Source organism: Streptomyces sp. Ru73 (assembly GCF_002920575.1).
Taxonomy (GTDB): Bacteria; Actinomycetota; Actinomycetes; order Streptomycetales; family Streptomycetaceae; genus Streptomyces.
Genome location: NZ_PQSQ01000077.1, coordinates 26,502 through 39,733 on the forward strand (window position 1 = coordinate 26,502; position 13,232 = coordinate 39,733).

Sequence of the window (13,232 nt, forward strand, 5' to 3'; positions counted from 1 at the left end):
TGACGGCTGCGGAGGCGCGAGCAGGTCGATGGCCAGGGCCATGCCGACGCTGTCGCGGAGGCGGTGTTTGCCGTCGAGGGCCGTACGGGCATGGATCGTGGCCTCCTCCGCTCGCCCCAGGCCCAGCGCGGCGAGGGCACCCAGGTAGTCGCCGAAGGCGCGGTTATGGGTCTCGCCGCGCCGCTCGCATTCGGCGCACAGCGCCTAGGCGAGGGCCGCGGCCTCAGCGAACTCTCTGAGGTTGGCGTGGACGAAGGCCCGGCCAGCCCGCGCGAGGAACCGCGCCGCGGCATACCATCCGCCCGGCTGGGCGCACGGCGCCGCGTCATAGACCTCGGCGGCCTGTGCCTGCCGGCCGATCATCGTGAGACGGTGCCCTCCAAATGGGCTGCGGCCAACCGGGCGGCCTCATCGGTTTCTCCGGCCGTGGCCTCCAGGAGGGCATCGGCGAGGCGGCGGCCGGCCGGCACGTCACCTTGGATGACGGCGACGACGCCGCAGGCCCACAGTGCCTTGGCGCGGGCGGGTCCGGGCCCGTGGCGAGCGCCAGGACCTGGTCCAGATAGTGCGGCCGTCCCGGCTGCTCCGCCCTCGCAGCGGTCTCGATCCGGCCGATGTCCCGTGATTCGGGCAGGGGAATGCCCCGGCCGCTGGCTGCCCCGGCATCCTCCGCTGGAGAGTCCGGCATCGATGCGATGAAGCCGAGGACGCCGTGGGCGATCCTCGCCTCGACGCAGGGCCGGCACTATCCCAGCAGCGCCGACTCAGAGCGCAGTCCGCCGTAGCGGGCCGTACCTCAGCGGTCACCGGCTGGACCGCGACAGAGGCTTTTCGTTTCGTGGACAGCCGGTGTTCGTCGTGTGTGCTGCCCGGTGCCTGGCTGGTGGTGATCCTGGATCCGGAAGGGGCGTGACGATTCCGTTCCCAGGCTGCCCGGACCCCGCTACCTGGGAAGCTCGCGGCGTTTCCCGATTTATCTGCTCGGCGAAAGGCGCCTGGCGGTTGGGCAAGCAGCCGCCAGGCGCCTGCCCCGGGCCGGCGCGTCCCGCGCCGGCCCGGACCGCGTGCTGCACCGGCGCGGCGATATGCCCGCGCCCCACTTCTTTGCGGCGTAAGAGCACAGGACCGCGTAGGACCCGTCCGGCTCGTGCCCGCCACCGCCCAGCGCTTGTCGGCCGCCCGCCGGTGAGCGGGAAGACAAGGGGTGTCCGTGACCAACCGCTCCCCGGCGGTAGAGGACTGCCTGGCACAACTGGGTGCCGGACTGCTGCCGCTGGCCCAAGGCGCCCGTGCGCTACGCCTTGACGGCCTGGCGCTCGTCCTGGTCCGTGCCGTGGACGAAACGCCCGAACCGGTACGTCTCTGCGGCCGCCTCACCGGGCGCTTGGAGGATCAGCAGCTCGTCCACGGGCAGGGACCGAGCAGCGATGCTGCTCAGCACGGCCGCACGGTGCTGGCCCCGGACCTGACCGCACTTCCCACGGACCGGTGGCCCGGGCTGGTGCCGGAGATGGAACGCCTGGGCATCGACGCCGTCTTCGCCTTTCCCCTCCACCTCGGCGCCGCGCACATCGGAGCGCTCACCGGCCACCGCACCACAGCCCGCGCCCTGACGCCCCGCCAGGCCGACGACGCACAGGCTTTGGCCGACGGCATCGCACAGGCTCTCCTGCGTCTGCCGCACTGGCTCACCGGTCTCGGCCCTCTGCCCTTTTCCGAGGCCCACCAAGCAGCCGGAATGCTCTCTGCCCGCTGCGGGCTGTCCCCGGAGCATGCGATGCTGCGGCTGCGCGGCCACGCCTTGGCCCACAACCGTTCTCTGCTGGGCACCGCCCGCGGTGTCCTCCAAGGCCTCCTTTCCCTGGAGGACATCGACTGATCCGTCCGGCGCCGCGCGGCCGCATCGTGCAGCCCGACCTCACCGCTGGCCCTGCTTCCTCCGGCCCGCATCGCTGATGTGTTGCCGGCCGTGGGAGTCGCTCGGCTCAGCCCCCAGGGTGGCGCTGGGCGGGAGGCCGTAGGCGTTTTTGTACAGGGCGGAGAAGCGGCCCGGATGTGTGAAGCCCCAGCGCATCGCGATGCCGGTGACCGTCGCGCCTTCGTGGGGAGCAGCAGCCTTGAGGTCGGTGTGGGTGTGGGCGAGCCGCACGCTGCGCAGGTAGCCGAGGGGGGTGGTGCCGGCGTGCCGGCGGAAGGCGTATTGCAGGGCGCGGGGGTGACCGGTATGGAGGCGGCGATGTCGGCGAGGGAGATGTCGCGGTGGGCGTTGTCCTCGATGTAGGTGATTGCGCGGCGCAGGGTGCTGGGGCTGCCGTCGCGGCTGTCGGCGCGAGCGGTATCGGTGGTGGCGGTGTTCGGGAGCGCGGCGAGCGCGCTGGCGGCCAGAAGCCGGGTGGCGTTCGCGATGGCCAGCGGCGCTGTGTGCGCCGCAGGGTCGGCCAGGACGTCATCGCGCAGGAACGCGATGGTGGCCTGCAACTGCTTGCCAGCGCCTGGGGAGATAGGCCGCTGCCCGGTCAGCCGTACGGGGCCGGCGGGGTGGCGTGCGCCGACGGGGGCGGCCTGGGCCAGCAGCGCGGGGTCGAACAGGGCGACGGTGTAACGGGCGGTGCGGGCCTCACCAGAGTAGGGGAGGTCCGGTTGCATGAGCAGGAAGGCGTCGCCGGGCCCGAAGGCCTCCTCCCGGCCGCCGCTGCGGACGCTGAACGTGCCCTCCTCCAGGCTGACCAGGCACACCTTCCCCAGAGGGTCAGCATGGTAGGACAGGTTGTAGCTGTGAGCACACCAGTCCACGCTCAGGCCGCCTGCCGTCTGCTGAACCAACTGGATTCGGGGATTCTTGACGTTGCCGCGGATGTGGATCGGCGCGTAGGAGGCGGCCAGGAACGCCTCGGTCTCCTCCAAATCGCTGCTGTCGAAGCGCTGGATCGTCATACCGGCCTCCACTACCCGCTCACCACGCTCGGAGTCCGGCGCGGAGCCGGGCCCGCTTCTCCGGCAACGCGAGACGGCCGAGGCAGCCCGTAGTGCACGGCCGCGCACAGGCAAAACTCACTGTACGAACCATTTTACTCTTGGCGGCCGCTGTCTTCCCCGTGACTTCGAAGGGCCCGCAAGGGTGGTCATTCCCCGGCCCGGGACCGCTGTGGAGCAGCGCATGGCCACGGGTTCGCATCGCTGGCGACCGCGCACCACCGAAGACAGTGAAGGGCAGGACGAGACCGGCCGTGATGGCAATGCCCACCCGGTCTACCTCGACGTCACCGCCGAAATCCCGGTGGCTATCCAGGATCACGGCCCTCCGGCAGCAGACCGACCTGACCGGGCGGGCTCCTGCCCAGGGGAGCCGACACCTGCGTTCTTCGGCATATGCTCGCCGCGTGGCACCAGCCGCTCCTCGCCCCCGTCGGCGCCCGCCAGGAGTGTGTCACTGGCCGCCGCCGTCGACGAGGCAATCGTTCACGTACGTGGAGAAGGCCGCCGGCATTTCGCTCAGTATGCGACCGATCCCGGGAACGGCAGTTCGCCGGCAATTGCACTCCCCACCGCTGGTGGGTGCTGCAGTGTCGGCTATGTGCCGCCCGGGCCTTCGCCCTCGGCTGCCCGTTCCGCGTCGGCCCGGCCGGAACGTCGGCCAAGTCGGTAGGTCAGCCAGGCCACGATGACTGGGGTCACGGCTGTGCCGATGGAGGTCAGCCAACTCGGCCAGTCGGTGGAGTCCTCTTCAGGCTGGGCCACCGTCACCGTGATGTTGACAGGTGGGCCGCCCGGCACGGCGATCGGCACACTGGCGGTCGGCCGGGGTGAAGGGGTGGGTGTGGAAGTGGCGGTGGGCGTGGGGGTGGGGTGGCTCGAAGGCGTAGGTCCGGGGGAATGCGACGGCGGTGGGGGTGGCTCCAACAGGAGGTCGGTCAGTGCTGGTGCCAGGACGGCGCTGAAGAGCGCGCCGAGAAGGGCGACGAGGGCAGAGGCGGCCGCCGTCCCCCTGGCCGACCCTGTGAAAAAGTGCGACAGCTGTTTCCTGAACTCCCCCATGCGGTGATTGTGGCATTCGACATGGGTGTGATGGGCGGTGAACGATTGCATTCCGACCCGCTGACCACTCGCGATAACGAACTTGCGCGCCATACAAGGGCGGATGAGTACGCCGCTGCTGACGAGCCGCCGCTCAAGCAGTGGCGCGGCCTGGCTACACGAACCGACGAGCTCGCCACCGCCTGACAATCGGTGCCGGGCGATCTGGCGAGCAAAGTTCACGAGAGTGAGGAGTGCTTACGCTGGAAGCACTCCTCTGACTGCGCTCCAGGGTCCCCTGATGTGGCGGAAGCGACGACCGACATTGCGTTGGAGGGCGTCAGAGGTCGATGACGGCCCACAGACGGCGTCCGTCGGGTGGGGTGTCGGGGCCGCACGACACCGCACCCAGTGCGGCCACCTGAGCCAGGATCTCGTCGCTGCCCGGGCCGGCGGTGTGGTTGAGAACCAGGACGAGAACCTGCTGGTTCTGGTCGGCGAGGTGAACGCTGATGCGCCGGCCGCCGCCCGTGAGCGCTTCCCGGGCCAGGAGGGTGACGATCTCACCGAGCGCCGCATCGGGGCGGTAACCCCAGGTGGTGAGCTGCTGGGTGACGTGCTTGCGGGCGGTGGTAGGCGACCAGGGTGCATTCTCCAGTGCCCAGGAAGCGGCGCGCCGGTTGGCGATGCGTGCCGCGGGCCGGGGGAGCGTGTCCTTGGGCTGGGGTTCCGGTGGCCAGGGGGAGGGCGGCCGTTTCGTCGGGGGCGGTGTCTTGGGAGGGCAGTCGGGGCGGTGCTCGGCGGCGTGGGCCTGACGACTCCGCGCCCTGGGCAGCGACCACGGAGCCCCGGGGTGCGGCATCGGGTTGAGACCGGGGTTGCCCCGGGCGGCCTTTTTTGGGGGGCTTCGTCAGGTTCACCACGATGTAGAAGTCGCCGACGTTCCGCTGGGCGCGGTCAGCGGTAACAAGGATGGCCTGGTGCAGTTCCTCTCAGGGGGCTGGTGGAGGGTCGTGGTGGGTGATGCCGAGCCCGGCGGTTCCCAGGATGTTGTCCACCGCGAGGAACATGTTCATGCGGGCGAAGTAGCGGTGGGGTCGGGCCGCGGGCTTCTGCTTCGGCGGCCGCGCTGGCCAAAACGGCTGCGGAGGCGTTGAACATCAGGCTGGTCGGGACCGGCAGCCAGGCGAAGCCGAGGTTGGCCATGGCGATGGAAGCGAGTCCTGCCCGAGGGCTGTCGGCGCCGTCGATGCCGGCGCGGGCTGCGTCGGTGAGCATCTCCAGCAGCTCGGTTACCAGGGTTTCGGGCACCAGCAGGGGGCTGTGGTCGCCGTCGCGCGGGTCACTCCAGGGCACGCTTCACCCTGCCGCAGACGTCTCCGGGGTGAGGAGGCGTTTTACGGGCACCACCTGTTCGTGCGGCGTTGAGGCCGCGAACCGGCGCGGATCACTGCGACAACGTGCTCAGGGCTTGATGCGCCCCGCCTGCCGCCTGCCGAGCTCGCCGGCGCATCTCTTGGGGCTGCTCGCGCACCACCGGAGGGCAACGGTCAGGAGCGCTGCGCGGAGTTGCGCCGGGGCAGCGTCCTTGGCGGCCTCCCGGGGGGTGAGGAGGTCCAGCAGGGCCCGGATGGGCAGGCCGACTTCGGCGGGGTGGCGGAAGGCGCCGTCCAGGTGGGGGGTGTAGTGGACGCGGCGGCCTGTGCGCCTGCGGCTGAGGTAACCGGCCTCCTCCAGGTCGGCGATGATCTTCTGGGCGGTGCGTTCGGTGATGTGGCAGGCCCAGGCGATGTCACGGATGCGGAGGGTGGGGTCGCGCACGATGGCCAGGAGCACGCGGGCGTGACGAGTGAGGAAGGAGCATGTCGTGGCCTGCTTGTTCACGGTGCTCACCCCCCGGCTCGTCGACGCCGCCCACCCGGGGAGACCGGCTGAGCTTTGCAGAAAATCTGCTTCGTTTATTGTCTCCGAGGCAAAAGCATGTGCAAGGACGGAGGCCCGCCAGCCGCCGGCGTCAGGCCGGTCCTGACGGGCCAGGGCTGGCCGGCGGCGACGGGCAAGGGCGTATCCGCAGAGGGTGAAACCCTTCTCGCTCTCCTCGTAGGCAAACCCGAGGAAGTCCAAGTCCTTGCGCAGCCGGTCCCGGGCGAGGGCGCCCGCGCTGTCGCGGGCGATGTCGATGTGCACGATGCCGGGGAGCCGGCCAGGCCGATAGGTGACAGGTCCGGGGCCATCCATGGTCACGTTGTTTCCTCGTGTCGCGGCAGCGGGCATCGGCAGCCCGTTTTGTCGTCCGCGGGCGTTGCCCTCCCCTCAGTGCAGCGCAACCGTCGGCCACGACTTGTCGATCTCGCAGTTCTGGCCGGTGGTTGCTGTCGTTCGGGGTGCGGATTGGTGCACGGGTACGGGCCGGGCTTGTCGTCGACGGACAAAGCCTTTCGGGGTGGGCTACGGCGTCTGGTGCTCTTCGCCGCCGAGCCGGCGTACGGCGTCGTGTGCGGATTGTGCCGCCTCGCGGGCCTTCTGGACCCGGCGTCGGTACATGTCGTTGTGCGGCTGCTCCTGGAGGAGACGGTCGTACAGCCTGAACTCGGCGAACCGGGGTACCGGCCGGCAGGTTCGCGCCGGAGTCGTTGCCGTGCGGGCCGACGAGGTCGTGCCGCCCGCGCGTGACCGCAGGGGAACGGTCGGCTCTTCCCTGCCGTGGTGCCGCGCCTACAGGACGGGGTGGGCGAGGGCGGGGACGGGGCGGGGAGGATGCGGCGGGTGTGGAAGAGGCGGGGGTGGTGGTTTTCAGGGTGGCGTTGTAGGCGGCGCACAGGTCGGAGATCCGGCCGTGGGCAGGGGCGGTGGAGGGATGGTAAGCGGTGCGCTGCGGGCCGGCTGCGTGCTGACGCTCTGGTGGGCGGCGGCCTGCCACAGCGGTTCGAAGAAGGCGGGCTGGCCGTCCAGGACGTGGACCAGGCGCTGGGTGCCCTCCCAGGGGAGCAGGATGCTGCCCTGGGAGAGCGGCGGTGATGGCCTCCTGGTTGAGGGTGTGGCTGCTGGAGACGGCGATCGCTCAGGGGGAGGGGCTGCCGGCGCGCTGGTGGAGGTGGCGCAGTGCGGAGAGCAGGGCGTGTGGGTCGTCCTTGCGCTCGCGGCGGGCTCCGGCGTCCTCCCAGACGCGGCGCAGCACCTCGGGGTCGGCGCCGCAGGCGCAGGCTCGGGTGGTGAGGGCGGTGGCCCACCAGGTGGGGAACCGCTGGCCGCTCATGATGCGGGAGAGGAACGAGGCCGACAGCCCGGTTACCTCCCCCAGGGTGCGCAGGGTGTGGTCGGAGGCACGCTGGAGGCTGCTGAGCACGGTGGCCAAGTCGACGGTCCCGGCCGGGCGGTCCTCGGCCGGCGACCAGACCATGCCGAGCTTCTCCAACCGCCTCGCCAGCAGCCCGGACATCTGATCAGCCGCGTACGCCCGCCGCTGCTCAACCACCTACTGCCCGAGCGGGTACGCACCCTCAACGCGGCTGCCCCGGCAGGCAGCACGATCCCGCGCATGGCGACCGGAGGGCTGCGCTGTACCCGCAGGTGATGCCTCCGGCAGCGGTGCGGACTCACCTGTCTGGTCTGCACCTGTTTGGTCTGCGCAGAAAACCGCTGGCCTGACCGGACGGACGGCCGTCACCGGACCGGATGGCCATGACTGGACGGACGGAGGCTGCCGCCTTCAGGCAGTTCCACGTCCACTAGCGGTATCGCCCGCCCGGAGCCGTTTTCCGTAGGCCGGTGTGGACGTTCAAACGAAGAAGGCAGGCTATTGTGGTTGTGGGTCACATCGAGAATGGCCCCGAGTATCATGCGGTCTTTCCCTGAACTCCAGCAACCGCATTCCTGAAACCCTTCATCGGATATTCTGCGGATTCGTTGTCAGAATCCTTCGTTGCATCGTCTTGAAGGAATGCGGTACACCCTACTTGAGAAAGGGGGTGCCGACATGCTGAAGTACACAGCTCCGAGGGTGATCCGTATTGGGCGGATAGAGGAACTCACCGGGCAGCTCCGCAGGGGGCCCAAGGACCTTCTCGACAAGGGCAACATCCTGTGACAGGTTCACGCTCGGGCTCCTCCCCTGTGGCGCAGTCAGTGCGACGGGGAGGAGCCGCTGACCCCGGCGAACGCCTTGTGGTCGACTGTTTCGGATGCTCTGGGAGTATTTTTCTGAGTGTTTCGCATTCTGTACTTCATTACGATGTCCGGCAATTATGCAGCGCGAATCGGAGTGCCGTCGAAAACGAGGAATGTTACGGATTTCAATGGCTGCGTCCGGGATGCGCCGAAGGGCTGCCCCAACCCGTGTCCGGAGCCTTCCTGTTGCTCTCCGGTCCGCTCCTTTGCCGCCCGTCGGCGGAATACGTCGGAGGGATCGTCCGGGGCGCGGCCGCCGGGCACCATGGTGTTCTCCGGCAGCTCCCGGCGGAAGTTTCCGGATGTGTGGTGACGGCCGAACGCGTCGTGGTGTTCCGCGGGCCGTCCAGCCCTGACCAGATCTACTTCCGCAGGACTGGCAGGCGCGTCACGTGGTCCTCCGACCCGCGGGATCTGTTCCAAGGGCACCGGCCGGAATTCGACCAGGAAACGATCTGGCGAAGCTGCCGGGCCGAAGATGTCTTCATCTATCCGGACCTGGAACGCCTGGAGTTCGGTGAACTCGCCGTGCTCGGCCCCTGCTCGACGCGGACCGAAGAGTACTGGCCGACCGCCCCACTGGAGCTGCCGCGCCGCACCACGCTGCGGGAGTACGCCCATCTCGCCTACCAACTGCTGCTGGAAGAGGTCCGGCCCTATGCCCACGGGGCCGACGGCTGCGGTGACCGCGTCGGGATACTGCTCTCGGGAGGAGTCGATTCCTCCACCGTCCTGGCCGCGCTCGTCGACCACGGCGCCGATGTCGTGGCGTATCACATGGGCACCGATGACCCATTGGCCGATGAGGCCCACTACGTCGACCAGGTGTGCCGCCATTTGTCCGTGCCCCTGGTCACGATCCCCCGCTCCACGGAGGATGACCTGTTCTCCGTCCGAGGGGACTTTCCCCACCCCTACAACCACGGCTGGCGCAGCCCTTTGGAGCGTGTCGCGGACCGGATCGCCGCGGACGGCGTACACGTCCTGCTGTCCGGACTGGAGGGCGATGTGGTCTTCGGCCCGGTGCGCTACGGCCTGCACGACCTCATCACCGGTGACATACGGCGGCGTGAGAAGTGGCGAATGCTGCAAGGGATGGCCACCACACGCTGGGAGCTGCGGCGCATCCTCCGCAGCATCCGACCCTCGTACTCCCTCTACGCCGACCCCGAGGCCTACGCCGAGACGGAGCTGAGCAGCGACTTCCTCACCCCCATGCCGGACGCCGCTCCCGAACAGTTCGCACCGACCTTTTCGGCGCAGGAATTCGCCCTGAACTACGGCCTGTGGCGACCGCACGGCATCCACCTTGCCAAACCCTGGGGCGGACACCGGCTCCGCCGCTTGGCCGCGCGGCTGCCCAACGCCTACCGAGTGCTCCCCTTCGCCGGGCGGACCATCGACAAACCGGTGCTGCGCCTGGCTGCGGCAGACCGGCTGCCGCCGGCGGTCTGGCGCCACTACGGACGGACCTGGCTGGACTCCCCTGAAGAGAACTGGTGCCTGCACCACCCCGATGCCTTCGCCCGGATCCTCGGTGCGCCGGACACCCGGCTGGTCGCCATGGGGATCGTGGACCCGCAGCGGCTCGGCGACGTGCTCGCCAACCCGGCGGCCATCCGCCGCAACGCCGACAGCCTGCTGTGCTCCTCCATGGTCGAGCTGTTTCTGCGCGACCTGGAATCGAAGACCGGCACTGACCAACGGAGTTGATCGGAATGCCCCTGCTCCAGCTGACCGAACGGACGGCCTTCGACCCGGCGGATGGTGCCGGCATCCTGCTGGGCGGGTCCCAGGGCGACTATTTCGAACTGAATCCCGTGGCCACCCTGATGCTGCAGGCCGCACTGCGATACGACACCGCAGAAGAGGCCGTCAGCCACCTCAGGGAACGCATCGATGCGAGCGAAGACACGCTGCGGGAGGGGCTCGCCGACCTGACCGCTCAGCTCGCCGAGAAGCGCCTGGCCGAGCCCGGCCGCACGCCGACATCGAGCTCGTGATGAACAGGGTGAGCGCCGACTGGGAGTTCCTGCTCCGGGACACCGACGGGGTGCCGCCACCACCGGCGGTGCCGCTCCGGCTGCGGCTGACCGCTACGGCACGCACCCTTCATGCGCTGCGCGTCCTGCGTAGGCGCGGCTGGCCGGAGGCCCAGCGGTGCCTACGCGAGATGGTCCCCGCCACCCCTCTTGGCGCCGAAGTCAGCCCGCCGGTGGCCCTTCGCCTCGCCCACCGGCAGATAGTGCCCTGTCTCACGGCGCTGCGGATGGTCGAACCGAACGCACTGTGCCTGCCCCGGTCATTCGCGATCGCCACGTACCTCTCGGCACTCGGCCTCCCGGCCGAGATCGTCATCGCACGGCAGCGTACGACCATCGGTGCCCGCTTCTCCTTCCACGCCTGGGCGGAGCTGTACAACGAGGTACTGGCCGACATCCCCACCGTTCAGCTCGGCTTCACCGTCCTGCAGCGCGTCGGCTCTGAGGAGGCGATGCGAGCGACGACGAGAGCGACGAAGAAGGGTGGCACGGAGGCGACGACGAAGGCGACCTCCGGATGACCTCCGGCCCCCACAGCGCCCCTAGCACACGCGGCACGACGGGTGGACGCCCTGCCGGACGGCGGCAACTCCGCCGCGTGCTACGCGGTCACGGCCGCAGGATCACCTCGGGCGTCGCCCTGACGCTGATCGAATCCGCGCTCGCGCTGGCCCAGCCGCTACTGGTCAAGCGCGTCATCGAGGGGGCACAGGCCGGCACCGGCATCGGCCGCACCATCGGGCTGCTGATCGCGCTATTCCTCGCGCAGGCGGCCCTCCAGGCGGTGGCGCGCTACGTCCTGGCGCGTACCGGCGAAGGGATCGTGCTCGGGCTGCGGCGCAACCTCGTCGACCGGCTGCTGCGGCTGCCCATGCGGACGTATGACCGGTATCGGATCGGCGACCTGATCGCGCGGACCACCGCCGACAGTATGGCCCTGCGGACATTCATCGCTGACGGCTTCACCGACGCGGTCACCGGCAGCATTGGGCTCATCGGCGTCGTCGTACTGATGCTGTGGCTGGACTGGGTGTTGTTCCTGTTCGTGCTGGCCGTGATCGTCCTCGGCTCGCTGGTGGTCGCCTCGGTTCTGCGCGGCATCGAGCGCGCCTCGCTCCACGCCCAGCAGGCCACCGGTGCGATGACCGCTGAGCTGGAACGCGCGCTGAGCGCCATCCGTACGGTACGGGCCAGCCGTGCCGAACAGCGGGAGGCGGAGCGTATCGGGGACCGGGCCAGGTCGGCGTATGCGCAGAGCGTGCGGGTCGGCGCCCTGGACGCGGTGATCTCACCCGCCGTCATGCTGACGGTCAACGGCTCGTTCCTCCTGGTGCTGCTCATCGGAGGGCTGCGGGTCGCCGGCAGGGACGGCTCCGTCGCCGATCTCGCCGCCTTCCTGCTGTACATGCTCTACCTCATGGCGCCGGTCAGCGCTGTCTTCCAGGCGTCGAGCGCCCTGCGACAGGGCCTTGGCGCCCTGCACCGCATCACGGAAATCCTCGATCTGCCGGACGAGAGCGAGCCCGCCGGGCCACACAAGACGGCTGCCCCGACCGGTGAGCAGGCCGCCCCGTCAGCCGCGGGCGGACCGGCCACCGCATCACCGTCCCGGTGTGCCCCGCCCGCATCGCACCATGACGTGCCCGTCCTGGAGTTCCAGGACGTGTGGTTCGGCTACGATCCGGACCGGCCAGTCCTGCGTGGCGTCTCCTTCCAAGTACCGCGCTGTGGCCATGTCGCCCTGATCGGCCGCTCCGGCGCCGGCAAAACCACGGTCTTTGCCCTCACCGAGCGCTTCTACGACCCCGACGCGGGCCGCATCCTCTACGAGGGGCAGGACATACGGACCATCGGCCAGGCGGCGCACCGGGCGCGGATCGGACTCGTGGAGCAGCACGCACCGGTGCTGCACGGCACCCTCCGGGAAAACCTGCTGTACGCAGCACCGGACGCCGGCCCGGACGAACTCGACCGGGCCATCGAACTGGCGCACTTGGACGAGCTGGTGTCCCGGCTGCCACGGGGGCTGCACACCGAGACCGGCGAACACGGCATGGCGCTCTCGGGGGGCGAGCGGCAACGGATCGCCCTCGCCCGCTCCCTGCTCACCCGACCCGGGCTGCTGCTGCTCGACGAGCCGACGGCCCATCTGGACGCGGTGAGCGAAGTGGCGTTGCGCCGTTCGATCCGGCGCATCTCCCATGAGTGCGCGCTCCTGGTCATCGCGCACCGCTACTCGACCGTCCGCGCCGCAAGCCTGGTCGTCGTGCTGGATGGCGGCCGGGTCACCGCCGGCACCCACGACGAGCTGCTGATCACCAGCGATCACTACCACTCTCTGTTGCGTGCTCAGCAGCCCGTGGACAGGCTCACCGAATAGCGACAGCCATGCCGCGGCACGCGTCAGCCCGGTTCATCTGTCGGCAGGCGGGTGAACTGAGAAGCGTTGGCTGACAGCTGAGTTGACGGCTGCTCATTTTCCTGGTGAGCGAGACTCGTGTGGCGGACTGGCGGGGCGGCCGCCGCACCGACCCAGGCAGTCATGGTGGTAGGTGTCGATCATGGTGCGGATGCCCGCCGAGCCGGTGCTGGCCCAGCCCGTCGACACCTTCCACCTGTCGACGGGGTGGGCGGCGGAGCCGAAGTGGGACGGGTTCCGCGTCCTGCTCGGCCGCGACCAGGGCCAGACGCTGCTGCGCTCCCGGCACGGTACTGACCTCACGCCCGGCGACCGCGGCGCGTCTGGCTGAGTAGCATCCGGCGCGCTTCGTCGTCTTCGACCTCATCCACCACGCCGGCACCGACCTCACCGCCTGGCCGTACGCCGAGTGCCGCGCCGCCCTGGAGGCCCTCTTCGCCGACTACCGGCTCGGGTCGCCGTGGACGTTGTGCCCGATGACCACCGATGAGGCGACCGTGGGGGAGTGGCTGTCGTGGTCGGTCGTCGGTACCGAGGGCGCGGTGTTCAAGCGGCTGCAGCAGCCGTACCTGCCAGGCAAGCGTGCGGGC

At 69.7% G+C, this 13,232-nt stretch carries 12 protein-coding genes and 1 pseudogene; 8 read left to right on the forward strand and 5 right to left on the reverse strand.

Features of this window, described 5'->3' with window-relative positions; translation table 11 throughout:
* Positions 1–204 precede the first annotated feature (204 nt).
* Positions 205–363, reverse strand: coding sequence for a hypothetical protein (locus tag C3486_RS37495; protein ID WP_181138713.1), 159 nt, complete (start codon positions 361–363; stop codon positions 205–207).
* 847 nt (positions 364–1,210) lie between these two features.
* On the opposite strand from C3486_RS37495, the gene C3486_RS36825 reads away from it, so the two are divergent.
* Positions 1,211–1,879, forward strand: coding sequence for a GAF and ANTAR domain-containing protein (locus tag C3486_RS36825; protein ID WP_181138714.1), 669 nt, complete (start codon positions 1,211–1,213; stop codon positions 1,877–1,879).
* A 39-nt stretch (positions 1,880–1,918) separates the two neighbouring features.
* Here C3486_RS36825 and C3486_RS38265 read toward each other — a convergent pair whose 3' ends face one another.
* On the reverse strand, positions 1,919–2,206 hold the full coding sequence (locus C3486_RS38265; RefSeq protein ID WP_308461271.1) for a helix-turn-helix domain-containing protein: 288 nt from the start codon (positions 2,204–2,206) through the stop codon (positions 1,919–1,921).
* 1,799 nt (positions 2,207–4,005) lie between these two features.
* On the opposite strand from C3486_RS38265, the gene C3486_RS37005 reads away from it, so the two are divergent.
* Positions 4,006–4,221 carry a hypothetical protein gene (locus C3486_RS37005; protein ID WP_146075070.1) on the forward strand — a complete coding sequence of 72 codons (216 nt, stop codon included), beginning with the start codon at positions 4,006–4,008 and terminating at the stop codon, positions 4,219–4,221.
* Positions 4,222–4,354: 133 nt separating this feature from the next.
* On the opposite strand, the gene C3486_RS26975 is transcribed toward C3486_RS37005, so the two are convergent.
* The 3 genes from C3486_RS26975 to C3486_RS36830 form a co-directional block, all read right to left on the reverse strand.
* Positions 4,355–4,876: a hypothetical protein gene (locus C3486_RS26975; RefSeq protein ID WP_103835365.1), complete on the reverse strand. Its 522-nt coding sequence runs from the start codon at positions 4,874–4,876 to the stop codon at positions 4,355–4,357.
* A 602-nt stretch (positions 4,877–5,478) separates the two neighbouring features.
* Entirely contained in the window at positions 5,479–5,907 is a 429-nt protein-coding gene (locus tag C3486_RS38270; RefSeq protein ID WP_258053017.1) for a helix-turn-helix domain-containing protein, read from the reverse strand.
* Between the two features lie 1,168 nt (positions 5,908–7,075).
* On the reverse strand, positions 7,076–7,414 hold the full coding sequence (locus C3486_RS36830) for a helix-turn-helix domain-containing protein (protein ID WP_219822252.1): 339 nt from the start codon (positions 7,412–7,414) through the stop codon (positions 7,076–7,078).
* Positions 7,415–8,490: 1,076 nt separating this feature from the next.
* Between C3486_RS36830 and C3486_RS26985 the strand changes: the two genes are divergently transcribed.
* The 6 genes and pseudogenes from C3486_RS26985 to C3486_RS38830 all read left to right on the forward strand — a co-directional run.
* The gene (locus C3486_RS26985; RefSeq protein WP_181138715.1) at positions 8,491–9,894 is read left to right on the forward strand and encodes an asparagine synthase C-terminal domain-containing protein; all 1,404 of its coding nucleotides are present in this window, start codon (positions 8,491–8,493) and stop codon (positions 9,892–9,894) included.
* 5 nt (positions 9,895–9,899) lie between these two features.
* Complete coding sequence (locus tag C3486_RS26990; protein WP_103835367.1) at positions 9,900–10,184, forward strand: PqqD family protein; 285 nt, start codon at positions 9,900–9,902, stop codon at positions 10,182–10,184.
* Positions 10,184–10,744: a lasso peptide biosynthesis protein gene (locus C3486_RS26995; RefSeq protein ID WP_103835368.1), complete on the forward strand. Its 561-nt coding sequence runs from the start codon at positions 10,184–10,186 to the stop codon at positions 10,742–10,744. The genes C3486_RS26990 and C3486_RS26995 overlap by 1 nt, the downstream gene beginning before the upstream one ends.
* 77 nt (positions 10,745–10,821) lie before the next feature.
* Positions 10,822–12,603, forward strand: coding sequence for an ABC transporter ATP-binding protein (locus tag C3486_RS27000; RefSeq protein WP_258053018.1), 1,782 nt, complete (start codon positions 10,822–10,824; stop codon positions 12,601–12,603).
* Between the two features lie 181 nt (positions 12,604–12,784).
* Positions 12,785–12,973: a hypothetical protein gene (locus C3486_RS27005; RefSeq protein ID WP_103835370.1), complete on the forward strand. Its 189-nt coding sequence runs from the start codon at positions 12,785–12,787 to the stop codon at positions 12,971–12,973.
* Between the two features lie 34 nt (positions 12,974–13,007).
* A pseudogene (locus C3486_RS38830) lies at positions 13,008–13,232 on the forward strand (ATP-dependent DNA ligase); the annotation flags it as partial.

What these genes read in the sequence shown, in the direction of transcription:
- C3486_RS27005 (WP_103835370.1), top strand. Translation starts at nt 12,785, where the DNA reads ATGGTGCGGATGCCCGCCGAGCCGGTGCTGGCCCAGCCCGTCGACACC.
- C3486_RS36830 (WP_219822252.1), bottom strand. Translation starts at nt 7,414, where the DNA reads ATGGTCTGGTCGCCGGCCGAGGACCGCCCGGCCGGGACCGTCGACTTG.
- C3486_RS26995 (WP_103835368.1), top strand. Translation starts at nt 10,184, where the DNA reads ATGAACAGGGTGAGCGCCGACTGGGAGTTCCTGCTCCGGGACACCGAC.
- C3486_RS37495 (WP_181138713.1), bottom strand. Translation starts at nt 363, where the DNA reads ATGATCGGCCGGCAGGCACAGGCCGCCGAGGTCTATGACGCGGCGCCG.
- C3486_RS26975 (WP_103835365.1), bottom strand. Translation starts at nt 4,876, where the DNA reads ATGCCGCACCCCGGGGCTCCGTGGTCGCTGCCCAGGGCGCGGAGTCGT.
- C3486_RS26990 (WP_103835367.1), top strand. Translation starts at nt 9,900, where the DNA reads ATGCCCCTGCTCCAGCTGACCGAACGGACGGCCTTCGACCCGGCGGAT.